This window comes from Ramlibacter sp. Leaf400, from assembly GCF_001424545.1.
Classification (GTDB): domain Bacteria; phylum Pseudomonadota; class Gammaproteobacteria; order Burkholderiales; family Burkholderiaceae_C; genus Ramlibacter.
This window is the reverse complement of sequence record NZ_LMQL01000005.1, coordinates 38,527-61,276: the sequence shown is the minus strand read 5'-3', so window position 1 is coordinate 61,276 and position 22,750 is coordinate 38,527. Positions and strand designations below refer to the sequence as shown.

Here is a 22,750-nt window from a genome sequence, read left to right as displayed (position 1 = left end):
CGGTCTCCTAGAACTTCACCCGCACGGCCGCCGTCACCGCCCGGCCGGGCTCCGGGAAGATGGCCGAGGGCTGGGTGCCCGCGCAGGCGAAGGCCTGTGTGAAGTACTGGCGGTCGAACAGGTTGGTGGCGCCCAGCGAGAACTCGGCGTTGCGCCACTCGTACGCATAGCGCAGGTCGGCCGTGGTGTACGAAGGCATGGTGCAGGTGTTGCCCAATTCCGGGTGCTGCGACGACACCCAGTTCACGCCGCCCGTGACACGGTGGCCGGCCAGCGGTGTCCAGTCGGCGCGCACGGCCAGCGTGCGGCGCGGCACCAGCGCGAGGTCGTTGCCCTCGAAGGGGCCGGAGCGGAAGGTCGCGCGGCGCACGCTGCCGTTCACCCGCACCGCGAAAGCGGACGTGAAGGCATGGGACGCGTCGATCTCCAGCCCGACGCGGCGCGTCGGGTCCAGGTTGACGTTGGCGCCGAAGGGGCCGAACGGCCCGGCGCCTGTCGGATCGAAGCCGATCTCGTTCTCCAGCGCGTTGCGGAACAGCCGGACCTCGACGCGGGAGGCCTCGCGGCCCCAGCGCGCGCCCACCTCGGCATCGCGCGAGGTCTGCGGGCGCAGTTGCACGCCGGGCGTGGTGAAGCTGAACTCGTCGACGTTGGCCAGGCGAAAGCTGCGGCCCACGCGCGCATACACCGTCACGTCCGGCGTGACCGGGTGGCTGGCGCCCAGTTCCCAGGCGTTGAGGCGGTCGTCCAGTTCGGTCGGCGGGAACGCGTCGTTCTCCTTGTCGAAGCGCTCGGTGCGCGCGCCGGCGGACAGGCGCGTGCCGGCCGGCAGCGTGACCTCGTCGCGCGCATAGAAGCCGCGCGAGGTCTGCTTGGCGGTGGAGCCGAAGGCTCCGAGGCGTTCGCGGTTCCAGTGGGCCGTGTCCATGCCCAGCACCAGGCTGTTGGCGATGCCTGCGATTGTGGACGCATGGCGGGCGCGCAGCGAGGCGTTGGTCGCGTCGATGTCGTAGTCGAACGGGAAGCCGCCGGTGGAGCTGCGCAGGCGCTTGTCGCGGCGGGCGGCGTCCAGGCCGAGCTGCCAGCTTCCGAGCTGGGCTTCGGCGAACACGCCCACGCGTTCGTTGTCGATCGCGGCGAAGTCGTCGGGCGTGAGGGTCTGGCGCGGGTTGGCCGCGTACTGGCCGGGGGTGAGCCCGCCGGGCAGGCCGGTGTCCAGGTCGTCGCGCGAGAGGCGCGCGCCGATGCGCAGGTTGTCGCCGGCCCACTGGCCGGTGACGGCGGCCGCGTCGTAGTCGGACTTGAAGTTGTCGCGGTGGTTGTCGGCCCGGCGCTTCTGGCCGCTGGCATCCAGCGAGAAGCCGCCGGCGCCCAGGTGCGCGTTGGCGCGCAGGTCGCGCAGGCCCCAGCTGCCGATGCCGCCGTAGACCGAGCCGCCCGTGGGACGGTCGCGGCCCGCGCCGGCCTTGGTGGTGATGACGACCACGCCGCCGGTGGCGCCCTCGCCGTACAGCACGGCGCCGCTGCCGCGCAGCACCTCGATGCGGTCGACCGACTCGATCGGGATGCCCGACAGGCGGGTGCCGCCCAGGTCGGCCTCGGTCAGGCGCACGCCATCGAGCACGATCACCTGGTTGCTGTCGGCGGTGATGCCGAAGCCGCGCAGGTCGACGTTGTACTCGCCGCCGCCGAACAGGTCCTGGCGGCCGGGCAGGCCCAGGATGCGGACCAGCGCCTCGTTGACGGTCGATGCGCCGGAGCGCTCGATCTCCTGCGCGGTGACGACGCTCACGCCGTAGGGCAGCGACCTGGCCGGCTCCGGAAAGCGGGTGGCGGTGACCACCGTTTCCTTGAGGGCCGCGGGCTGCGCGGACAGGACGAGCGGAAGGAGGGCAGCCAGCGCAAGCGGAAGTCGCGCGAGACGGCCCGGGGTGGAGGAAACCTTCATGTTGGAACAGACACAGTGCTAGTGCCCGCGCCGGCTTCCCCGCCGGCGGATGGGCGAACACGGCCGCGCACGAGGCGCGGCCACCGTGTTGGCCGGTATCCGGGCTGGCGGAATGACGCTCCATCGGCCTTCCCAGCGCGCCGTGAAGGGCGCCAGTGGCGGGGGGATGGAGGGGCGTCCTTCTTTCCAGGACGCCTTCCGCTTACCGTTGCGGGGGCAGCGCAGGTTGGCCTTCAATGCCGCGCGCGAGACCTTGGTTTCGCGCGGGCGGATCGGGCTCCCTGCTTCCCGTTGAACTGCGGCATGCGAACCACACCGCGAGCACCAACGAAGACGATTCTAGATGTAAACGCAAAGCGGGCCGCCTACAATTTCGACCTATGGCCAGTGCCCCCCAGGTCGATCAGATCGCCGAACGCGTCGAGCGCCTGCTCGTGCGTTACGAGGAACTGCAGCGCACCAACGCACTGCTGGTGCAGCAGGTCGAACTGCTCACGACCGAGCGCGATTCGCTGCGCTCGCGGCTGTCGGCGGCGCGCTCGCGCGTCGACGCGCTGCTCGAGCGCCTGCCGGACATCCGGTCGGCCGCCTGAACCCCAACGCCCCCATGGCCACCAAGCAGATCGAAGTCCAGATCATGGGCCAGAGCTACCTGCTCGGCTGCCCCGAGGGCGGCGAAGGCCGGCTGCTCGAGGCCGTCGAGAAGGTCGACACCGCCATGTGCCGCATCCGCGATGCGGGCAAGGTCAAGGCCCGCGACCGCATTGCCGTGCTGGCCGCGCTGAACCTCGCCTTCGACGTCGCCGATCGACAGGCCGCGCCTTCGCGCGCGGCACCCGCGCCCGCCCCTGCCCCTGCTGCCTCCGGTGCGGACGATCCCCGCTTGGCCTTGCTGCTGCAGCGGCTGGACGGCGCGCTGGGCGACGACGGCCGGCTCATCTAGATTTCCCCGCCATTCCCGCGGAGATTCCACGTCATTCCCGCGGAGATACCACGTCATTCCCGCGTGAGGAGCGAAGCGTACGTGGGAATCCAGTGCGCCCGCCTTCGCGTGCTGCCGGGAAGCCCTGCATCCCCGCCTCCGCGGGGATGACGGATTCGCGGCGCGGGGTTGTCAAGCCCTCGATTCGTTCACGTCGCGACCATATGCTTTTGCGACCGGAACAGCCCCACGCCAACGCGCACGGGCCTAGAATGGTCTCCGTCTGCAGTGCGTGCCGGGCTTTATATTTCCTTGAACCAATGCTCATATGAGCCCGGGCTTGGAATACACCTTGCTAGCGTGAACGTCTCGCGTCAGATGATCCCAACGCATGGTTGACCTCGCCCACCTGAACCCCGGTTCAGGATGCCGGTCCGGTGGCAACTGCAGACGCCTATTCGACATGAAGGCCGGAGCGATCCGGCCTTCATCATTTGCGGGCCCCGCTGCATCTGATCGGCCAGTTCAGCTGGGCGACAATCGAGGGCTCCGCGCCCCAACGGCGTGCCAAGAAAAAAGCAAGATGGACCTCGGCCTGCCCCTCATCCTCGAACTCGCCGCGCTGGGCATCGGCACGGGCTTCCTCGCCGGGCTGCTGGGCATCGGGGGCGGGATGATCATGGTGCCGTTCCTCACGCTGATCCTCACCGCGCGCGGCGTGGCGCCCGACCTCACGGTCAAGATGGCGATCGCGACGTCGATGGCCACCATCATCTTCACCTCGGTGTCCAGCGTGCGCGCGCACCACAAGCGCGGCGCGGTGCGCTGGGACATCGTGCGGCGGCTCGCGCCCGGCATCGTCATCGGCAGCCTGGTCGGCAGCCTGGGCGTGTTCGCGGTGATCAAGGGCAGCCTGCTGGCCATCTTCTTCGGCCTGTTCGTCGGCTTCTCGGCCACGCAGATGTTCCTGGACAAGAAGCCCAAGCCGACCCGCCAGCTGCCGGGCACGGCCGGCACGGTGGCCGCCGGCGGCGTGATCGGCTTCATCTCAGGCCTGGTGGGCGCCGGCGGCGGCTTCATCAGCGTGCCGTTCATGACCTGGTGCAACGTCGCCATCCACAGCGCCGTCGCCACCTCCGCGGCCCTGGGGTTCCCGATCGCCGTGACCAACGTCGCCGGCTACATCGCCAGCGGCCTGCGGGTGGAGAACCTGCCGCCCGCCTCGTTCGGCTACATCTGGCTGCCGGGCCTGGTGGTCATCGCGCTGTGCAGCGTCTTCACCGCGCCTCTGGGCGCGCGCGCCGCCCACGCCCTGCCCGTCGCCCGGCTCAAGCGCATCTTCGCCAGCATCCTGTACCTGCTGGCCGCCTACATGCTCTACAAGGGCCTGACCGCCTGACGGCCCCGCGCGGGCCTGGTGCGCGATCTCACGCAACACCTCCAGCACCAGCTCGGGCTGCGTCAGCTGCGGGAAATGCCCGCTGCGGCGCGCCACCACCTGCCGGCCGCGCGGCGACAGCTTCGCCAGCGCCTGCTGGTGCGCGCGCTTGATGCGCAGCGCCTCGGGCGGCACCAGCCAGCGCGGCGGCTCGTTGCCGCCGGTGACCACCGCCAGCGGCACGGACGGGAAAGGCCCGGCCGCCTCGACCTCGCGGGCCGTCGAGTCGATCCAGTCCATCTCCGAATGCAGGTTGGCGCGGAAGATCTTCTGCGGCACCGACAGCACGCGCCCCAGCACCTGCGCCAGCCGGCCCTCATGGCCCTTGAGCAGCTCGCGGTCGCGCGGGTGCGTGGACTCCAGCAGCACCATCCCCGCCACCTCCCCGGGGAAGCGCCGCGCGAACAGCTGCGCGTACAGACCGCCCAGCGAGTGCCCGACCAGCAGGTAGGGTGGCGCGAGCTCCAGCGCCGCCAGCAGCTCGCGCAGGCTGTCCACCACCACCGTGCCGGTCTGCGGCAGCAGCGGCTTGCTGCTGCGGCCCACGCCGAAGCGGTTCCATGCGAACACGCGGCCGATGCGCTGGATGTCGGGATGCAGCCGCCCCCAGCCTTCCAGCGTCACGCCGGCGCCATTGAGCAGCACCAGGGTGGGCGCGCCCGCGCCCGCGCCCGACAGCACGTACTCGATCGTGCCGGCCTGCGTGGCGTGCCGGGTCTTGCGCGGCAGCGGCCCGAGCGACACCGGCGCTCAGGCCCCCCCGATGCCGACGTTCACCTTGCCCGTGCCCTCGCATTCGGGGCACGCGCCGCCATTGAGCTTGCCGGTGCCGCCGCAGGCGCGGCAGATGTCCTCGCCGGTGCTGGGCGTGCCGGGCGGGGCTTCGTCGCCCGGTGCCATGGGCTTGGGCGCGCCGGTCCCGCCCGCGGGCGGCTTCGACGTGTCGCGGGATGCGGCGCTGCGCACGGGCAGGTCCAGCGAGGCGCCGGGGTCCTCCTCGCCCGCGACCGATTCGCCCAGGTCGATGGGCTCGGGGGGATGGGATCGTTCGTCGGCCATGGCGCACCTCGTTCAGTTGGGTCCATGGTAGGAAGCGCCCCCGGCCGGCGCCGTAGGACGGCACCGAAGGCGCGGCTCAGCGGCCCTGCCAGGCGGGCGGGCGCTTGGCCACGAAAGCGGTGACGCCCTCGCGGAAATCCGCGCTGCCGTAGGCGGCGCGGATCAGGTCCTCGGCCTGCGGCAGGTTCGAGCGCAGCAGCCGGTTCATCGCCTGCTTGCTGACCTTCTGGGTGACCGGCGCCAGCGAAGCGAGCTTCTTGCACAGCCGGTCGGCGACCGCGTCCACCTGCTCGGGCGGCGCGATCTCCAGCAGGTAGCCGGCGGCCAGCGCCTCCTCGGCCACCAGCAGGTCGGCCAGCAGCAGCAGGCGTTCGGCGCGCGGCCGGCCGACCGCGGCCACCAGCCGCGCCACGTTGGCCACCGACAGGCAGTTGCCCAGCGTGCGCGCGATCGGCACGCCCAATTTCGTGCCCGGCGTGGCGATGCGGAAGTCGCAGGCCGTGGCGATCGCGAGGCCGCCACCGATGGCCCAGCCTTCGAGCACGGCCACCGTGGGCATGGGCAGGTCTTCGACCAGGGCGACGCAGGCGTCGATGCGCTGCTCGTAGGCCACGCCGTCCTCGCCGCCCTTGAAATCCTGGAACTGGGCGATGTCGGTGCCGGCCACGAAGGCCTGGCCGCCGGCACCGCGGAAACGCACCACGCGCACGCCGGCGTCGTCGCGCAGCTGCAGGCAGATGCGCTCCAGGGCTTCGTACATCGCCCAGGTCATCGCGTTGCGCGCCTCGGGCCGGTCGAAGGTGACCGAGGCGACCGCGCCGTCGACGTGGAGGTGGACCGCGCCGTCGTTCATGCGCCGAACGCGCCCTGCTCCCGCAGCCGCGCCCTCTCCTCGTCGCCGATGCCCAGCTCGGCGAGCACTTCGTCCGTATGCTCGCCCAGCAGCGGCGGATGCCGGCGCACCTGCTGCGGCGTGCCGGACAGCTTCACCGGGAAGCCGATGTTGGGCACCGTGCCCTCGTTGGGATGGTCGATCTCCATGCGCATGCCGCGCGCCTTCGCGTGCTCGCTGCCGAAGGCCTCGGGGTACGACAGGATGGGCCCCGCGGGGATGCCCTGGTCCAGCAGCGTCTCGACCCAGTAGTCCTTGGGCTTCTGCTTGAACGTCTTCTCCAGCTCGTCCTGCAGCTCGGCGCGGTGCGCCAGGCGCTGCGCGATGGTGGAGAAGCGCTCGTCACGCAGCAGTTCGCCCCGGCCCATCAGCGTGCAGAGCTTCTCCCACAGCTTCTGGTTGTTGGCGCCCATCACGAACCAGCCGTCGGACGAAGCCATCGCCTGGTAGGGCGCCGTCATCTTGTTGGACGTGCCCAGCGGCTGCGGCGGCTTGCCGGTGCCCCAGTAGTCGCAGATGTCCCAGACCGAGAAGGCCATGGCCGCATCGAACAGCGCGGCGTCCACGTACTGGCCCTGCCCGGTGTTCTTCGCGCCGATGTAGGCCGAGAGCGTGGCGTACACCGCGAACAGCGCGCAGCCGATGTCGGCCACCGGCACGCCGGCCTTGACCGGCGGGCTGTCGGGATAGCCGGTCACGCTCATCACGCCCGACATGGCCTGCGCCATCAGGTCGAAGCCGGGCCGGTCGGCCCAGGGGCCGTTCTGGCCGAAGCCCGAGATGCTGGTGTAGACCAGCCGCGGGTTGACTTCGCGCAGCTGCTCGTAGCCCAGCCCCAGGCGCTTCATCGCGCCGGGCCGGTAGTTCTCCAGCAGGATGTCGGCGTCCTTCACCAGCCGCAGCAGCACTTCCTTTCCCGCCGGGGACTTGAGGTCCAGCGTGACGCTGCGCTTGTTGCGGTTCATGTTCAGGAAGCCCAGGCTGTCGGGCCCCTTCATCTTGAAGCCCATCGACCCGCGGGTCTGGTCGCCCGTGCCGGGCGGCTCGATCTTGATCACGTCCGCGCCCAGGTCGCCCAGCAGCATGCAGGCGAACGGGCCGGCCATGACCTGGCTGATGTCGAGGACGCGCACGCCTTCGAGGGGAAGATTTGTCATGTGATTACTGCTCTAGGAACAGAACACAGAGGCACAGAGGCACAGAGGAATACAGAGGCTTCCTGGAAGAAATTCCTCCTCTTGCCTCTGTGCCTCTGTGCCTCCGTGTTCTGTTCTGCGGTTTCAGATCTCCGCCTTGACCCCGGCGTCCTTGATCACCTTGGCCCACTTGGCCTGCTCGGTCTTCATGAACTGGGCGAATTTCTCGGTGCTGCCGCCGCCGTCCTCGGCGCCGGAGGCTTCGAGCTTCTCCATCACGTCGGGCATGCGCAGGACCTTGTTGACGTCCTCGTTCATGCGCTTGGCCATGGCCACGGGCATCCGGCCGGGGCCGACCAGGCCGTACCAGGTGGTGGCCTCGAAGCCGGGGAAGCCCGACTCGGCCATGGTGGGCACGTTGGGGTAGCCCTTCACGCGGGCCTGGCGGGTCTGCGCGAGCGGGATCGCCTTGCCGCTCTTCACGTGCGGAGTGGCGGCCGTCATGGTGTCGAAGCTGTACTGGATCTGGCCGCCGATCAGGTCGGTGAGCATCGGGCCGGAGCCCTTGTAGGGCACGTGGATCGCCTTGACGCCGGCCTGCAGCATGAACATCTCCAGCGCCAGGTGCTGGGCCGAGCCGTTGCCGGCCGAGCCGAAGCTGATCTTGCCGGGGTTCTTCTTGCACAGCTCGACCAGGTCCTTCACGGTCTTGGCCGGCTGCTGCTCGTTGCAGATCAGCAGGTTGGGCGTGACGCCCACCAGCGTGATCGGCTGGAAGTCCTTCTCGGCGTCGTAGTTGAGCTTCTGCAGCCCCGGCACGATGGCGTGGCTGTTGATGTGGGCCATGTGCAGCACCGTGCCGTCGCCGGGCGACTTGGCCACCAGGTCCGCCGCGATGGTGCCCGAGGCGCCCGCGCGGTTCTCCACGATGATCTGCGTCTTCCACATCTCGCCCAGCTTCTGGCCGATGACGCGCGACAGGATGTCGGTGCCGCCGCCGGGCGCGAAGCCGACGATGATGCGGATCGGGCCGGTGGGCAGGTTGCTGCCCTGCGCGCGCACGAGCGGCGCGGCCAGGGTGGCGGCGACGCCGGCGGTGAAGGTTCTACGCTGGATCTTCATGTTGTCTCCTGAGTTGATTGAAGAAGGGGCTAGAGGCTAGGGGCTGGGGACTAGGGGGAGACCATTCGGCTGTTTCCCTAGCCCCTAGCCCCCAGTCCCTAGCCCCTGCGAAGCACCCTAAGCCGCGCGCGCCAGCGCGACCGGCGACGGGTGCGAAGCAAAAAAGTCCATCGCGGCCTGCACGCCCGAGCCGGCGAGCTTCACGCCGGACAGCTTAAGGCCCATCTCGCAGCCCGAGAGGGCGGCCATCAGGGTCAGGTCGTTGCAGTCGCCCAGGTGGCCGATGCGGAACATGCGGCCCTTGACCTTGCCCAGGCCCATGCCCAGCGAAAGGTCGAAGCGTTCGTAGATCAGCTTGCGCACCGCGTCGGCATCCACGCCCTCGGGCGTCATCACGCCGGTGAGCACGGGCGAGTACACGGCCGGGTCGGCGCACTGGATCTCCAGGCCCCAGGCCTTGACGGCGGCGCGCACGCCCTCGCCCCAGCGGCGGTGCCGCGCGAACACCGCCTCCAGCCCGCCGTGCTGCGGGTCCAGCAGCATGTCGCAGGCTTCGGCCAGGCCGTACAGCAGGTTGGTGTTGGGCGTGTAGGGGAAGTAGCCGCTGCGGTTCAGGTCCACCATCTCGTCCCAGGCCCAGAACGACTTGGGCAGCCTGGCGGTCTTGCTGACCTCCAGCGCCTTGGGCGAGAGCGCGTTGAAGCTGATGCCCGGGGGCAGCATCAGGCCTTTTTGCGATCCGCTGATGCAGACGTCCACGCCCCAGTCGTCGTGCCGGTACTCGGCCGAGGCCAGGCCGGAGATGCTGTCGACCATCAGCAGCGCGGGATGCCTGGCCGAATCGATGGCCTTGCGCACCGCCCGGATGTCGCTGGTGACGCCGGTGGAGGTCTCGTTGTGCACCACGCACACGGCCTTGATCTGGTGCTGCGTGTCGGCGCGCAGGCGCTTCTCGATCAGGTCGGCCTGCACGCCGCGGCGCCAGCCTTCCGCGCCGGGCAGGCCCAGGAACTCGGTCTTCAGGTCCAGGCGCGTGGCCATCTTGTTCCACAGCGCCGCGAAGTGGCCGGTCTCGTACATCAGCACCGAGTCGCCGGGCGACAGGGTGTTGGCGAGCGCGGCTTCCCAGGCGCCGGTGCCGGACGCCGGGTAGATCACCACCGGGTGCTTGGTCAGGAAGATCTGCTGCATGCCGGACAGCACGCGCTTGCCCAGCAGCGCGAACTCGGGCCCGCGGTGGTCGATGGTGGGCAGGCTCATCGCCCGCAGGATGCGGTCGGGCACCGGCGAGGGCCCGGGGATCTGCAGGAAGTGGCGGCCGGTGGGGTGGAAGTCGAGGGTCAGCATTCGGTGTCGCTCGGAAGTTGCGCCGCATTTTTGCATACAAAATGCGGGTGTCAACCGGGTTTCCCACGACAGCTCATCGTTTGCCTTCGGTTTTTTGCATACAATTTCGCTCATGGCCGCCGAAGTGATCACCATCCCGCGCGCCGCGCTGCACGAGCAGGTCGCGCAGCGCCTGCGCCAGATGCTGGTGGAAAACCGCATCCCGCCCGGCGCCAAGCTCAATGAACGCGAGCTGTGCGCGGCGCTGAACGTCTCGCGCACGCCGCTGCGCGAGGCCATCAAGATGCTGGCCGCCGAGGGGCTGGTGGAGCTGGTGCCCAACCGGGGCGCCATCGCACTGGCGCTGACCGAGCACGACGTGGCCAACACCTTCGAGGTGATGGCGGGGCTGGAGGCGCTGTCGGGCGAACTGGCCGCCAGGCGCGTCACCGACGAGGAGCTGGCCGAGATCCGCGCCCTGCACTTCGAGATGATGGCCGCCTACACCCGGCGCGACCTCTCGGCCTACTACAGCCTGAACTCGCGCATCCACCGCGCCATCAACGCCGCGGCCAAGAACCCGGTGCTCACCACCACCTACAACCAGGTCAACGCCCGGCTGCAGGCCTTGCGGTTCCGCTCCAACCAGGACGGCGCCAAGTGGAAGCACGCCGTCGGCGAACACGAGAAGATGATCGAAGCCCTCTCCGAGCGCGACCCCGCCGCCATGCGCGACGTGCTGCTCGCGCACCTGACCCACAAGCGCGACGCCGTGCTCGAACTGCTGCGAGAAGACGTCACCGCGAAAACCCCCAGCAAGGCCCGCCGATGAACGCCCCCCTCCCCATCACCGTCGCCCGCGAGGCCGCGGGTGCCTACGACCGCGTCGCCGGCGCCACCAACGAAGTGGCCGGCAAGCTGGCCGAACGCCTGGCGCACGAAACGCACGGCGAAGTCCTGTTCGCCCCCGGCGACTGCGGCCGCTACGCCACCGACGCCTCGATCTACCAGGAGATGCCGGTCGGCGTCTTCGTGCCGCGCTCGGCCGAGGACATCCGCCTGGCCATCGACATCTGCCGCGACCTGAAGGTGCCCGTCGTCCCGCGCGGCGGGGGCACCAGCCAGTGCGGCCAGACCGTGGGCGCCGGCCTCGTCATCGACTGCTCCAAGCACGTGCGCAACGTGCTGGAGGTGGACGCCGCCAACCGCACCGCGGTGGTGGAGCCCGGCCTGGTGCTGGACCACCTGAACGCGTCGCTGAAGAAGCACGGCCTGTGGTACCCGGTGGACGTGTCCACCAGCGCGCAGGCCACGCTGGGCGGCATGGCCGGCAACAACTCCTGCGGCAGCCGCAGCATCGCCTGGGGCAACATGGTCCACAACGTGCTGGGCATGGACGCCTGGACGGCCGACGGCGAGCTGCTGAGCTTCGGCCGCTTCGATGCGGCCACCGGCCGCGTGCGCGACATCGGCGAGCAGGTGCGCGCCATGGCCACCGACCTGGCGCCCGAGATCGACGCGATGTGGCCCAAGGTGCTGCGCCGCGTCGCCGGCTACAACCTGGACGTCTTTCGCAACCAGAACCCCAGGCCGTACACGGCCGACGGCTCGGTGAACCTGGCCCACCTGCTGGTGGGCAGCGAAGGCACGCTGGCCGTCACGCGCAGCCTGAAGCTGCAGCTGTCGCCGCTGCCGCGCGCCAAGGTGCTGGGCGTGGTGAACTTCCCGACCTTCTACAAGGCGATGGACAGTGCGCAGCACATCGTGCGCCTGGGCGAAGGCACGCTGACCGCGGTCGAACTGGTGGACCGCACCATGATCGAGCTGTCGCTGCAGAACCCGGCCTTCGCGCCGGTGGTGCGCACCGCCGTGATCGGCCAGCCCGACGCGGTGCTGCTGGTGGAGTTCTCGGGCGAGGACAAGTCCGCGTTGGTGCGGCACCTGGACCGCCTGGTGGAGCTGATGGGCGACCTGGGCCTGCCCGGCTCGGTGGTCCGCCTGGAGGACGACGCCGCGCAGAAGAACCTGTGGGAGGTGCGCAAGGCCGGCCTCAACATCATGATGAGCCTCAAGGGCGACGGCAAGCCGGTCAGCTTCATCGAGGACTGCGCGGTGCCGCTGGAGCACCTGGCCGAGTACACCGACGCGCTCACCCAGGTGTTCCGCCGGCACGGCTCGCGCGGCACCTGGTACGCCCACGCCTCGGTCGGCACGCTGCACGTGCGGCCCATCCTGGACATGCGGCGCGAAGGCGCGCCCAGGATGCGGGCCATCGCGGAGGAAGCCGCCGCCCTGGTGCGCCAGTACCGCGGCGCCTACAGCGGCGAGCACGGCGACGGCCTGTGCCGCGGCGAGTGGATCCAGTGGCAGTTCGGCCCCCGCATCACCGAGGCCTTCGGCCGCATCAAGCAGCTGTTCGATCCGCAGCAGCTGCTCTGCCCGCGCCGCATCGTCGACGCGCCGCGCATGGACGACACGCGCCTGATGCGCTTCCCGCCCGGCTACCGCGTCATCCCGCTGCAGCCCGTCCTCGACTGGCGCGCATGGGACGTGCAGAACGACCCGGCCACCGAGCGCACCACCGCGCCCGGCACCGGCGGCGACCCGGCCGGCGGCTTCGCCAAGGCCGTGGAGATGTGCAACAACAATGGGCACTGCCGCAAGTTCGACGCCGGCACCATGTGCCCCAGCTACCGGGCCACGCGCGACGAGAAGCACCTCACGCGCGGGCGCGCCAACACGCTGCGGCTGGCGCTGTCCGGCCAGCTCGGCCCCGAAGGCCTGGCGAGCACCGAAGTGCGCGACGCGCTGGACCTGTGCGTCAGCTGCAAGGGCTGCAAACGCGACTGCCCCACCGGCGTGGACATGGCCAAGATGAAGGTGGAGTTCCTGCACCACTGGCACCAGAAGCACGGCTGGCGCTGGAAGGACCGGCTGGTGGCGAAGCTGCCCGATTACGCGCGCCATGCCGCCCGCTTCGCGCCGCTCCTGAACCTGCGCAACCGCGTTCCCCTGCTCGCCCAACTCGGTGAAAAGCTGTTCGGTTTCTCGGCGCGCCGCAGCCTGCCCGAATGGCGCGGCGACCACTTCTTCCGCGGCGCGCACGGCACCGCGACGCGCGACGAGGTGCTGGCGGCGGCGCGCCCGGTCGTGCTGTTCGTCGACACCTTCAACGGCTTCTTCGAGTCGGAGAACGCGCAGGCCGCGCTCAAGGTGCTGCAGGCCGCCGGCTACACCGTGCACCTGGCCGCCAAGGACGGCGGCGATGGCCACCTGTGCTGCGGCCGCACCTACCTGGCGACCGGCCAGGTGGACGAGGCGCGCCGCAAGGCCCGCGAGGTGGTGCAGGCGCTCTCGCCCTTCGCCGAACGCGGCATCGCCATCGTCGGCCTGGAGCCCTCGTGCCTGCTCACGCTGCGCGACGAGCACCTGTCGCTGGGCCTGGGCGAGCCGGCGCAACGCATCGCCGCGAACGCCTTCCTGCTGGAGGAATTCCTCGCGCGCGAACTCGATGCGGGACGCCTGGACACCTTGCGCGGGCGCCTCAAGCCGGTGGACCGGCCGCTGCTGGTGCACGGCCACTGCCACCAGAAGGCCTTCGATGCGGTGTCGCCGGTGCTGCGGTTGCTCAAGCTCATTCCCGGCGCGAAGCCGGAGTTGATCGAGAGCAGCTGCTGCGGCATGGCGGGCGCCTTCGGCTACGAGGCCGGGCACTACGAGGTGTCGATGCGCATGGCGGAACTGAGCCTGCTGCCGGCCGTGCGCGCCTCGGCCGACGCGATCGTGGTGGCCGACGGCACCAGCTGCCGCCACCAGATCCACGACGGCGCCGGCCGCGAGGCGGTGCACGCGGTGGCATTGCTGGCGCGGCAGCTCGCTTGAGCGGAGGCGGCGGCACAATGGCCGCCATGCCCGCCCACATCCGTTCCGCGCTGCCCAGCGACGAATCTGCCTGGCGCAAGCTCTGGACGAGCTACTGCGAGTTCTACGAGACGACCCTGCCCGAAGAGGTCACCCAGCGCACCTGGAAACGCATCCTCGACCCCGATTCGGCGGTGATGTGCCTGGTGGCCGAAGTCGATCGCCAGGTCTATGGCTTCGCACATTGCGTGGTGCACGAAAACACATGGGAGACGCAGCCCGTGTGCTACCTGGAAGACCTGTTCGTCGCTCCCGCCGCACGCGGCCACGGTCTGGGCACCGCCCTGATCGAGTGGCTTCGCAATTCGATGCGCGCAGAAGGCTGGGCTCGCCTGTACTGGATGACCCGGCGCGACAACGCCACGGCCCGCGCGCTGTACGACCGCTTCACCGAAGCCGACGACTTCGTGCGCTACGTGATCCGGCGCGACTAGCGGCGTGGACGGAGCTTCCTTGGACGCCCTCGCCCCCGCGATCCCGCGCGAGCCGCCCCGGGGCCAGGGCGCGCCGGCGGGTCCGACCCGCCGGCCTCTGCAGCGCCGCCTGCTGCTGCTGGCGCTGGCCGTGCTCCTGCCCGTGCTGCTGGCCGCCACCGCCTCGCTCCTGTACGCGATGCGCGAGCTCGAGCGCGAGGTGCAGCGCACCGCCCTGCACACGGCGCGCGCCATCAGCGTGGCGCTGCGGGCCGAGATCGATGGCGCCATGGGCGCGCTGGAAGCCCTGGCCACTTCGGAGTCGCTGGTGGACGGGCGGCTGGTCCGCTTCGAGGAGCGCGCCCGCCAGCTGGTCGAGACCCGCGGCTGGCGCAACCTCACGCTGGCCGACGCGCGCGGGCGCCTGCTGATCAGCACCAGCACCCCGGGGCTGCCCGCGCCGGTGGACACCGCGAGCCTGGAGCAGGCCATCCAGTCCCGCGCGCCGGTGGTCGGCTCCCTGTTCGTCGGACCGATGCGGCGCTCCCCCGCTTTCGCGGTGCGCTACCCCATCGTGCGCAACGGCGAGGTGCGGTACGTGGCCAGCGCCGTGCTCGGCAGCGACGCGGTGCTGGAACTCGTGCGCGAGCAGAACCTGCCGCCCGGCCACGTGGTGGCCATCTTCGATCCGTCGGGCGTGCGCATCGCGCGCACCGTCGAGCATTCGGAACGCCGCGCCTCGCCGACGTTGGGCGCCCTGATCGAGCGTGGCGGCGACGAGGGCATGGGTCGCACCGTCACGCTGGAGGGCACGCCCGTGCACTCCGCCTTCCATCGGGTCGCCGGGCTGGGCTGGACCGTGGCGGTCGGCATCCCGGTGGCCGAGGCCAACCGGACGGTCCTGGCCTCGACGGCGCTTGCGGCGCTGGGCCTGCTGGCCTCGCTGGGGGTGTCGGCGTGGCTGGCCTGGGTGCTGGCGCGGCGCCTCGGGCAGCCGATCGGGCAGCTCAAGTCGGCGGCCGCCGCGCTCGGCCGCGGCGAGGCGCTGCCGCCGCTGCACCTGGACATCGAGGAACTGGACGAAGTCGCCCGGGCCCTGGTGCAGGCGTCGCGCGAGCGCGAGGCCGCCGGGCGCGACCGGCTGGCGGCCGAGGCCGAGCGCGAGCGCCTGCTGGCCCAGGCCACGGCGGCGCTGAGCCAGGCCGAAGCCGCGGCGCGCAGCAAGGACGAGTTCCTGGCCGTGCTGGGCCACGAGCTGCGCAACCCGCTGGCGCCGATCTCCAGTGCGCTGCAGCTGATGGCGCTCAAGGGCGACGGGTCCACGCGGGCCGAGCGGCGCATCGTCGAGCGCCAGCTGGGCCACATGACGCGGCTGGTCGACGACCTGCTGGACGTCTCGCGCATCACGGGCGGCAAGCTGCTCATCCGCCGCGAACCCATGCGCGTCGGCCCCTGGATCGAGCAGGTGGTCGAGACCGTGCGCGGCTCCCTGGGCGGCCGCACGCTGCAGGTGGACCTGCCGGACGACGTCGCCCAGGCCTGGGTGCAGGCCGACGCGGTGCGGCTGGCGCAGGTGCTGGGCAACCTGCTGGGCAACGCGATCAAGTTCACGCAGGACAGCGGACGGCTCGCCGTCTCGGCGCGGCTGGACGGCGGCGACGTGGCGGTCGAGGTGGCGGACGACGGCATCGGCCTGGACGACGAGGAACTCAGCCGCGTGTTCGACCTGTTCTACCAGGCACCGCAGGACCTGCACCGGCCCAGCGCCGGACTGGGGCTGGGCCTGGCGATCGTGCGCAGCCTGGTGGAGATGCACTCGGGGTCGGTCCACGTGGACAGCGACGGCCGCGGCCGGGGCAGCCGGTTCACGGTGCGCCTGCCCTGCGTGCCGGCGCCGGCACCGGCGGCGACGAGCCCGGTCGAACCCGTGGCCGCCCCGATGTCCGCGACCGGCGGCGTTCGCATCCTGGTGGTGGACGACAACCTCGATGCGGCCGATTCCGGCGGCGCCCTGCTGGAGGCCTGCGGCTTCGAGGTCGCGGTGGCGTACGCGCCCGATGAGGCACTGCGCCGGCTCGAGGCCTTCGAGGCCGACGTGGCCCTGCTCGACATCGGCCTGCCGGGCATGGACGGCTACCAGCTGGCGCGCGCCATCCGCGGGGGGCCGCGGGGACCGCGCATACGCCTCGTCGCGCTGACCGGCTACGGCCAGGAAAGCGACGTCCAGCGGGCCCGCGACAACGGTTTCGACGCCCACATGACCAAGCCGGTGGACGTCGACGCCCTGCTGGCCCTGCTGGACAGACTGGCCGGGCGCTGAGCGCTCCTCCGTTGCACACCGATACGTCATTGCCGGGCTCGGCCCCGCCTAGACTTCGCAGCCCTGTGCCGAAGGAGAGAGAGCATGAGCCGACCCACAGCGACCCCCCGCTCCCACCGGAATCCCGGCAAGGAAGGAACCGCCGCCGCGGCGGTCGCCGCCGAGCCGGTGCGCCTGCAGCAGGAAGCCTTCTCGCGCGCCACCTCGGCCGTGGTCAAGGCCACCGGCGAACTCCAGCAATCGGTCGTCCGGCACACGGATGAGCTGCAGCAGGAGGCCGTGCACCAGCTGCGCCTGGCCACCAACCCGGCCGAGCTCATGACCGTGCACGCCGCGCTGCTGATGGCCGGCTGGCAGCACTCGATCCAGTGCAGCACCGACATCGCCAATGCCTGGTTCGCGATCGGCGCCGCCGGCGCCCTGCCGCCGCGCAAGCCGGGCCTGAACTGAAACACCTTCAGCTCATCCACGCCGCCCCGGCGCGCAAGCTCGGCATTTGACAAGCGGCCGGGATCAGGCCAAAAAGACGCGCCTGCCCGCCCCGCGAACACGACCGCACCGACCGTGCCATCCCCTTCCTTTGCCATGAGCGAACCCCTCCGACTGCCCCAAGCCCGTGGCGCGGTTCGCGTGCCGTCCAGCGGTGCGCTGCTGGCCGGACCCACCGCCAAGGCCGAAGCGCTGGCCGGCAGCGACATGGCCGCCATGGTGTCCGAGCACGACTGGACCTCCACGCCGCTGGGCCCGGCCGAGGACTGGCCGCTCAGCCTCAAGAGCACCGTGCGCCTGCTGCTGGGCTCGCGCTACCCGATGTTCCTCTGGTGGGGTCCGCAGCTGGTGGCCCTCTACAACGACGCCTACGTCGACGTGCTCGGCCCGCGCCACCCCTGGGCCCTGGGCCGCGGCGCGCGCGAGACCTGGGCCGAGCTGTGGGACGTCATCGGCCCGCAGGCCGAGGCGGTGATGCAGCACGGCGCGTCGACCTGGAACGACCGCGTCCTGCTCAACATGGAGCGCCGCGGCTACGTCGAGGAAACCTACTTCACCTTCTCGTACAGCCCCTGCTTCAACGACCAGGGCGAAGTCGGCGGCGTGTTCTGCACCTGCACCGAGGAGACCGGCCGCGTGCTGGGCGAGCGCCGGCTCAAGACCCTGGGCGAGCTGTCCGCGGCCGTGCTCGAGTCGCGCGACGCGCAGGACGCCTGCACCAGCGCCGCCCACGCGCTGGCGGGCAATGCCCACGACCTGCCCTTCGTGCTGTTCTACCTGCAGGACACGCCCCACTCCGCCCGCCTGGCGGCGTGCGCCGGGGTCGGCGATCCGCAGCTGGCCGTGCCCGAGGTCTCGCTGCTGGACTCCGGCGCCGACTGGCCGCTGCAGGCCGCGGCGGCCACCCGCGACCCCCAGCTCGTCAACGGCATCGAGCTGCGCAGCCACGTGCCGGCCGGGCCCTGGCCCGAGCCGGTGCAGGACGCGCTGGTCATGGCCCTGCCCTCGCCCACGCCGGGCGGCCCGGGCGGCTTCATGGTCGCCGGCCTCAATCCGCGCCGGCCGCTGGACGCCGAGTACCGCGACTGGCTGGCGCTGGTCGCGCAGCGGGTGGCCAGCGCCATCGCCGACGCGCGAACTTTCGAGGAAGAGCGGCAGCGGGCGCGCGCGCTGGCCGAGCTCGACCGCGCCAAGACGGCTTTCTTCTCCAACGTCAGCCACGAGCTGCGCACCCCGCTGGCGCTGATGCTCGGCCCGGTGGGCGAAGTGCTCCAGGACCCCGTCCTGGACGAGCAGGCGCGCCACGCCCTCACGCTGGCCCAGCGCAACGGGCGGCGGCTGCAGCGGCTGGTCAACACGCTGCTGGACTTCTCGCGCATCGAGGCCGGCCGCATGCAGGCCTGCTTCCAGCCGATGGACCTGTCGGCCTACACGGCCGAGCTGGCCGCCTTCTTCGACTCGGCCGCGCGCAAGGCCGGGCTGGAGCTGGCCATCCGCTGCGAGCCGCTGGACGCGCCGGTGTACGTGGACCGGGGGATGTGGGAGCGCATCGTCTTCAACCTGGTGTCCAACGCAGTCAAGTACACGCTGGCCGGCCGCATCAGCGTGCGGCTGCGGTCCACCCCGGCCGGCGCGCGGCTGGAAGTGTCCGACACCGGCGTGGGCATCCCGCCGGACGCGATCGACCACGTGTTCGAGCGCTTCTACCGGGTGGACGGCGCGCCGGGCCGCAGCATCGAGGGCACCGGCATCGGCCTGGCGCTGGTGGCCGAACTCGTGCGCATGCACGGCGCCACCGTGCACGTGGACAGCCGGCTGGGCGAAGGCAGCGTGTTCTCGGTGCAGCTTCGCCACGGGTTCGAGCACCTGCCGGCCAGCCACGTGGTGCACGAGCCGGCCGAAGGCCCGGCCGCGCCGGCCGGATGGCTGGACGAGGTCGACGGCTGGCTGGAGGCGGATTCGCCCGACGAGAACGCGGCGATGGCCCTGGCCGGCGCCGGCCTGCCGGAGCCGCCCGCCCTCCCCGCGCCGCGCCCCGCCGGCGCGCGCGGCCTGGTGCTGCTGGTGGACGACAACCCCGACATGCGCTCCTACCTGGCGCGCCTGCTCGGCCGCGAGCACGAGGTGTGCATCGCTTCCGATGGCTGGCAGGCGCTGCAGCGCATCGGCGAACGGATGCCGGACCTGGTGGTCACCGACGTGATGATGGCCCGCATGGACGGCTTCCAGCTGCTGCGCCGCCTGCGCGAGACAGCGGCCACGGCCACGCTGCCGGTGATCATGGTGTCGGCCAACGCCGCCGAGGACGCCCGGGTGCGCGCGCTGGAAGGCGGCGCCGACGACTTCCTGGTCAAGCCCTTCCCCGCCCGCGAGCTGCTGGCCCGCGTGGCCGGCACCATGCGGCTGGCGCAGGTGCGGCGCGAGGCGATGCGGCGCGAGCAGGAGCTGCGCTCCGAGGTCCAGGACGTGCTGGAGAGCATCACCGAGGGCTTCATCGCGGTGGACGCCGACTGGCGCTTCACCTACGTCAACCGCGCCGCCGAGGCCATCTACGGCCGCTCGCGCGAGCAGCTGCTGGGCCGCGACCTGTGGGAGGTGTTCCCCGAGGTGGCCAGCTCGGTGTTCCAGGAACCCTTCCGGCGCGCCATGCGCGAGCGCATCTCGGTCACCGCCGAGGGACCGTACAACGCGCTCTCGGGCTGGTTCGAGGTCAACATCTACCCGGTGGCCTCGGGCGGCCTGGCGTTCTACTTCCACGACGTGCTTCAGACCCGGCTGATGGAGCGCAGCATCCGCGACAGCGAGTCGCAGCAGCGCTTCCTGTCGGAGTTCGCCAACCTGATGCAGCGCATCGAGGACCCCGAGCAGGTGCTCGACGAGGCGGTGCGGGCCCTGGCCGGCCACCTGGAGGCGGACCGCTGCGTCTGGGCGCTGATCGGCGAGGACGAGGACACGACCGACATCTGCGGCGAGTTCCGGCGCGACAGCATGCCGACCCTGCCGGGCCGCTTCCGACTGAGCGACCTGGGCCCCGAGCACGAGCGGCTGTACCGCGCGGGCCGGCCGCTCGTGGTGCACGACGCCGAGTCCGACGACCGCATCGCGCCCGGCCGCTCGCACTACCGCTACGCCGCCACGCAGTCGCTCATCTCGGTGGGCATCCTGCGCGGCGACCGCATCGTGGCGGCGCTCGGCGTCCACCAGCGCCGGCCGCGCCACTGGATCGAGTCCGAGGTGCAGCTGGTGCAGGCCGCGGCGCTGCGCTGCTGGGAAGCCTTCGAGCGGGCCCAGGTGCAGCGCCGCCAGCGCGAGGACGCCGAGGCGCTGGCCCAGGCGCACGCGGCACTGCAGCAGGTGGAGCGGCGCAAGGACCAGTTCATCGCCACCCTGGCGCACGAGCTGCGCAACCCGCTGGCGCCGCTGCGCAACGGCGTGCAGCTGCTGGCGCTGGGCGGCGGGCCCGACGGCGGCACCCGCGTGCAGGCCATGATGCGCCGCCAGATCGACCAGCTGGTGCGGCTGGTCGACGACCTGCTGGAGGTCTCGCGCATCACGTCCGGCAAGGTGGTGCTGCAGCGCGCGCGGCTGTCGCTGCACGAGACGCTGAGCGCCGCGGCCGAATCGAGCCGGCCGGTGGTGGAGGCGGCGCGCCATTCGCTGCACGTGGACGTGGACGGCACCGCCGGCCTCTACGTGGACGGCGACGCCATGCGCCTGGGGCAGGTGTTCGCCAACCTGCTCAACAACTCGGCCAAGTACACCGAGCCCGGCGGCCACATCGCGCTGAGCGCCTGGCACGAGGGCAACGACGCCGTCGTGCAGGTCCAGGACAACGGCATGGGCCTGACGGCCGACATGCTGGAGGAAGTGTTCCAGCCCTTCGTGCAGGTGGACCGTTCGGCCTCGCGCGCGCAGGGCGGGCTGGGCATCGGCCTGTCGATCGTGCGCAGCCTGGTCGAGCTGCACGGCGGCCGCGTTCGCGCGCGCAGCGACGGCCTGGGCCGGGGCAGCACGTTCGAGGTGCGCCTGCCGCTGGCGCAGGGCTCGCAGCCCCCGCCGCAGGGACCGGGGCCGGGCGCGGGCCTGCGCATGGCCGCGCCGCAGGGGCCGTCGGTGCTGGTGGTGGACGACAACCGCGACGCCGCCGACAGCCTGGGCTACATGCTGGAGATGATGGGCGCGCGCACCCGGGTCGTGTACGGCGGCCACGACGCGCTGGCGGCCATCGACGCCGAAGCGCCCGCGCTGGTGCTGCTGGACCTGGGCATGCCGGGCATGGACGGCTACCAGGTGGTGCGCCGCCTGGCCGACCACCCGCAGCGCTCGCGCATGTACGTCGTCGCGCTAACCGGCTGGGGCCAGGCCGAGGACCGCCAGCGCACGCGCGAGGCGGGCTTCGACGAGCACCTGGTCAAGCCGGCCGAGCTGGAGGCGCTGGAGGCGCTGCTGGCGCGGGTGTCCACGCAGGCGGCGGCCTGAGGAGCGAGCGGGCGGCTAGACTTGCCGCTCTGCTTCGTCCCCTCCCCCCTTGAAGATCTTCTACGGCTGGCGGCTGGTCGCCGCGGCCTGCATCATCCAGTTCCTGCACGGCGGCCTGCTGATGCAGGCCTTCGGCGCCTACGTGGCGGTCCTGTCCGACGAGTTCGGCTGGAGCAAGACGGCGTTGTCCGCCGGCGCGGCGATCCAGTCGCTGGAAGGCGCCCTGCTCGGGCCGCTGCTGGGCTGGGTGATCGACCGCTTCGGCGCGCGGTCGTCCGTGCAGGTGGGCCTTGTGCTGTTCGGCCTGGGCTTCATGGTCCTCAGCCAGATCGACACCCTCACCGGCTTCTACTCCGCCATCTTCCTGCTGGCGCTGGGCTCCAGCCTGGCGGGGTACTTCCCGCTGACGGTGACGCTGGTGCACTGGTTCCGCCGCAAGCGCGCGCGTGCGCTGTCCATCATGAGCCTGGGCCTGGCCCTGGGCGGCGTGGCCGTCCCGCTGCTGGCCTGGATGATGCAGGTGTGGGGCTGGCGCACGACCGCGATGGCTTCCGGCATCGCGGCGATCGTGATCGGCCTGCCGCTGGCGCGCATGCTGCGGCGCTCGCCCGCGGAGATCGGCGAGACCGAGGACGGCCTGCCGCCCGACGCGCCCGATCCCGCCCAGGGCCCTGGGGCCGCCGAACCCGAGCGCCAGTTCACCGCGGCCGAGGCGCTGCGCACCCGCGCCTTCTGGCTGCTGGGCCTGGGCCACGGCTTCGCGCTGCTGGTGGTGACGGCGGTGAACGTGCACGCGATCTCGCACCTGAAGGAAGGCCTGGGCTACTCGGTCGCGCAGGCCTCGCTGGTGATCACGCTGATGACGGTGTTCCAGGTGCTGGGCGTGCTGTCGGGCGCCGCCGTGGGCGACCGCTGGGAGAAGCGCTACGTCGCGGCCGGGTGCATGCTGGCCCACATGGTCGGCCTCTTGCTGCTCACCTTCGCCACGCACCCGGCGCTGCTGGTCGCCTTCGCCGTGCTGCACGGCTTCGCCTGGGGCCTGCGCGGGCCCTTCATGCAGGCGATGCGCGCCGACTATTTCGGCCTGCAGGCGATCGGCATGATCCTGGGGCTGTCGGCCTTCATCATCGCGGCCGGCCAGGTGGCCGGGCCGCTGGTGGCCGGCGGCCTGAAGGACCTCACCGGCGACTACCGCCTGGGCTTCACCCTGCTGGCCCTGGTGGCCGGGTCGGGGTCGGCGCTCTTCCTGCTGGCCAAGAAGCCGGCGTAGCCCTTTCCGGCCCCC

At 71.4% G+C, this 22,750-nt stretch carries 16 protein-coding genes, 1 pseudogene and 1 riboswitch; of the genes and pseudogenes, 10 read left to right on the top strand and 7 right to left on the bottom strand.

All coding sequences use genetic code 11. From position 1 onward, the window contains the following. Positions 1 to 7: 7 nt before the first annotated feature. Positions 8 to 1,948, bottom strand: a complete 1,941-nt coding sequence (locus ASG30_RS05110; protein ID WP_055893585.1) for a TonB-dependent receptor — start codon at positions 1,946 to 1,948, stop codon at positions 8 to 10. A 73-nt stretch (positions 1,949 to 2,021) separates the two neighbouring features. Next, positions 2,022 to 2,292: riboswitch (cobalamin riboswitch) on the bottom strand. A gap of 36 nt (positions 2,293 to 2,328) precedes the next feature. On the opposite strand from ASG30_RS05110, the gene ASG30_RS05105 reads away from it, so the two are divergent. From ASG30_RS05105 to ASG30_RS05095, 3 genes are all read left to right on the top strand, one after another. Further along, positions 2,329 to 2,541: a hypothetical protein gene (locus ASG30_RS05105; protein WP_055893582.1), complete on the top strand. Its 213-nt coding sequence runs from the start codon at positions 2,329 to 2,331 to the stop codon at positions 2,539 to 2,541. A 14-nt stretch (positions 2,542 to 2,555) separates the two neighbouring features. Next, positions 2,556 to 2,891 (top strand): cell division protein ZapA, encoded by a 336-nt coding sequence (locus ASG30_RS05100; RefSeq protein WP_055893579.1) that lies wholly within the window; start codon positions 2,556 to 2,558, stop codon positions 2,889 to 2,891. Positions 2,892 to 3,453: 562 nt separating this feature from the next. After that, positions 3,454 to 4,269, top strand: a complete 816-nt coding sequence (locus tag ASG30_RS05095; protein ID WP_055893577.1) for a sulfite exporter TauE/SafE family protein — start codon at positions 3,454 to 3,456, stop codon at positions 4,267 to 4,269. Between the two features lie 51 nt (positions 4,270 to 4,320). Here ASG30_RS05095 and ASG30_RS22930 read toward each other — a convergent pair. From ASG30_RS22930 to ASG30_RS05070, 6 genes and pseudogenes are all read right to left on the bottom strand, one after another. After that, positions 4,321 to 4,953, bottom strand: a pseudogene (locus tag ASG30_RS22930) (alpha/beta fold hydrolase); the annotation flags it as partial. A gap of 105 nt (positions 4,954 to 5,058) precedes the next feature. After that, entirely contained in the window at positions 5,059 to 5,367 is a 309-nt protein-coding gene (locus ASG30_RS05090) for a hypothetical protein (protein ID WP_055893574.1), read from the bottom strand. Between the two features lie 76 nt (positions 5,368 to 5,443). Continuing rightward, positions 5,444 to 6,220, bottom strand: a complete 777-nt coding sequence (locus ASG30_RS05085; RefSeq protein ID WP_055893571.1) for an enoyl-CoA hydratase/isomerase family protein — start codon at positions 6,218 to 6,220, stop codon at positions 5,444 to 5,446. Continuing rightward, positions 6,217 to 7,416: a CaiB/BaiF CoA transferase family protein gene (locus ASG30_RS05080; RefSeq protein WP_055893567.1), complete on the bottom strand. Its 1,200-nt coding sequence runs from the start codon at positions 7,414 to 7,416 to the stop codon at positions 6,217 to 6,219. The genes ASG30_RS05085 and ASG30_RS05080 overlap by 4 nt, the downstream gene beginning before the upstream one ends. A gap of 123 nt (positions 7,417 to 7,539) precedes the next feature. Beyond that, positions 7,540 to 8,511 carry a Bug family tripartite tricarboxylate transporter substrate binding protein gene (locus ASG30_RS05075; protein ID WP_055893774.1) on the bottom strand — a complete coding sequence of 324 codons (972 nt, stop codon included), beginning with the start codon at positions 8,509 to 8,511 and terminating at the stop codon, positions 7,540 to 7,542. A gap of 123 nt (positions 8,512 to 8,634) precedes the next feature. Continuing rightward, the gene (locus tag ASG30_RS05070) at positions 8,635 to 9,864 is read right to left on the bottom strand and encodes a pyridoxal-phosphate-dependent aminotransferase family protein (protein ID WP_055893564.1); all 1,230 of its coding nucleotides are present in this window, start codon (positions 9,862 to 9,864) and stop codon (positions 8,635 to 8,637) included. Between the two features lie 112 nt (positions 9,865 to 9,976). On the opposite strand from ASG30_RS05070, the gene ASG30_RS05065 reads away from it, so the two are divergent. From ASG30_RS05065 to ASG30_RS05035, 7 genes are all read left to right on the top strand, one after another. Then, on the top strand, positions 9,977 to 10,675 hold the full coding sequence (locus tag ASG30_RS05065; RefSeq protein WP_055893562.1) for a GntR family transcriptional regulator: 699 nt from the start codon (positions 9,977 to 9,979) through the stop codon (positions 10,673 to 10,675). Next, positions 10,672 to 13,725 carry an FAD-binding and (Fe-S)-binding domain-containing protein gene (locus ASG30_RS05060; RefSeq protein ID WP_082521912.1) on the top strand — a complete coding sequence of 1,018 codons (3,054 nt, stop codon included), beginning with the start codon at positions 10,672 to 10,674 and terminating at the stop codon, positions 13,723 to 13,725. The genes ASG30_RS05065 and ASG30_RS05060 overlap by 4 nt, the downstream gene beginning before the upstream one ends. A 26-nt stretch (positions 13,726 to 13,751) precedes the next feature. Continuing rightward, a complete protein-coding gene (locus tag ASG30_RS05055) occupies positions 13,752 to 14,198 on the top strand; it encodes a GNAT family N-acetyltransferase (RefSeq protein ID WP_055893768.1) in 447 nt (148 codons plus the stop codon). 19 nt (positions 14,199 to 14,217) lie between these two features. Beyond that, positions 14,218 to 16,497: a hybrid sensor histidine kinase/response regulator gene (locus ASG30_RS05050; RefSeq protein WP_055893560.1), complete on the top strand. Its 2,280-nt coding sequence runs from the start codon at positions 14,218 to 14,220 to the stop codon at positions 16,495 to 16,497. Between the two features lie 84 nt (positions 16,498 to 16,581). Then, the gene (locus tag ASG30_RS05045; RefSeq protein WP_055893557.1) at positions 16,582 to 16,947 is read left to right on the top strand and encodes a hypothetical protein; all 366 of its coding nucleotides are present in this window, start codon (positions 16,582 to 16,584) and stop codon (positions 16,945 to 16,947) included. Positions 16,948 to 17,082: 135 nt separating this feature from the next. Beyond that, entirely contained in the window at positions 17,083 to 21,465 is a 4,383-nt protein-coding gene (locus tag ASG30_RS05040) for an ATP-binding protein (protein ID WP_082521911.1), read from the top strand. Positions 21,466 to 21,514: 49 nt separating this feature from the next. After that, positions 21,515 to 22,735 carry an MFS transporter gene (locus tag ASG30_RS05035; RefSeq protein ID WP_055893550.1) on the top strand — a complete coding sequence of 407 codons (1,221 nt, stop codon included), beginning with the start codon at positions 21,515 to 21,517 and terminating at the stop codon, positions 22,733 to 22,735. The last annotated feature ends 15 nt before the right edge of the window (positions 22,736 to 22,750 follow it).

What these genes read in the sequence shown, in the direction of transcription:
- ASG30_RS05095 (WP_055893577.1), top strand. Translation starts at nt 3,454, where the DNA reads ATGGACCTCGGCCTGCCCCTCATCCTCGAACTCGCCGCGCTGGGCATC.
- ASG30_RS05085 (WP_055893571.1), bottom strand. Translation starts at nt 6,220, where the DNA reads ATGAACGACGGCGCGGTCCACCTCCACGTCGACGGCGCGGTCGCCTCG.
- ASG30_RS05090 (WP_055893574.1), bottom strand. Translation starts at nt 5,367, where the DNA reads ATGGCCGACGAACGATCCCATCCCCCCGAGCCCATCGACCTGGGCGAA.
- ASG30_RS05110 (WP_055893585.1), bottom strand. Translation starts at nt 1,948, where the DNA reads ATGAAGGTTTCCTCCACCCCGGGCCGTCTCGCGCGACTTCCGCTTGCG.
- ASG30_RS05070 (WP_055893564.1), bottom strand. Translation starts at nt 9,864, where the DNA reads ATGCTGACCCTCGACTTCCACCCCACCGGCCGCCACTTCCTGCAGATC.
- ASG30_RS05100 (WP_055893579.1), top strand. Translation starts at nt 2,556, where the DNA reads ATGGCCACCAAGCAGATCGAAGTCCAGATCATGGGCCAGAGCTACCTG.
- ASG30_RS05080 (WP_055893567.1), bottom strand. Translation starts at nt 7,416, where the DNA reads ATGACAAATCTTCCCCTCGAAGGCGTGCGCGTCCTCGACATCAGCCAG.
- ASG30_RS05045 (WP_055893557.1), top strand. Translation starts at nt 16,582, where the DNA reads ATGAGCCGACCCACAGCGACCCCCCGCTCCCACCGGAATCCCGGCAAG.
- ASG30_RS05055 (WP_055893768.1), top strand. Translation starts at nt 13,752, where the DNA reads ATGCCCGCCCACATCCGTTCCGCGCTGCCCAGCGACGAATCTGCCTGG.
- ASG30_RS05040 (WP_082521911.1), top strand. Translation starts at nt 17,083, where the DNA reads ATGAGCGAACCCCTCCGACTGCCCCAAGCCCGTGGCGCGGTTCGCGTG.
- ASG30_RS05060 (WP_082521912.1), top strand. Translation starts at nt 10,672, where the DNA reads ATGAACGCCCCCCTCCCCATCACCGTCGCCCGCGAGGCCGCGGGTGCC.
- ASG30_RS05065 (WP_055893562.1), top strand. Translation starts at nt 9,977, where the DNA reads ATGGCCGCCGAAGTGATCACCATCCCGCGCGCCGCGCTGCACGAGCAG.
- ASG30_RS05105 (WP_055893582.1), top strand. Translation starts at nt 2,329, where the DNA reads ATGGCCAGTGCCCCCCAGGTCGATCAGATCGCCGAACGCGTCGAGCGC.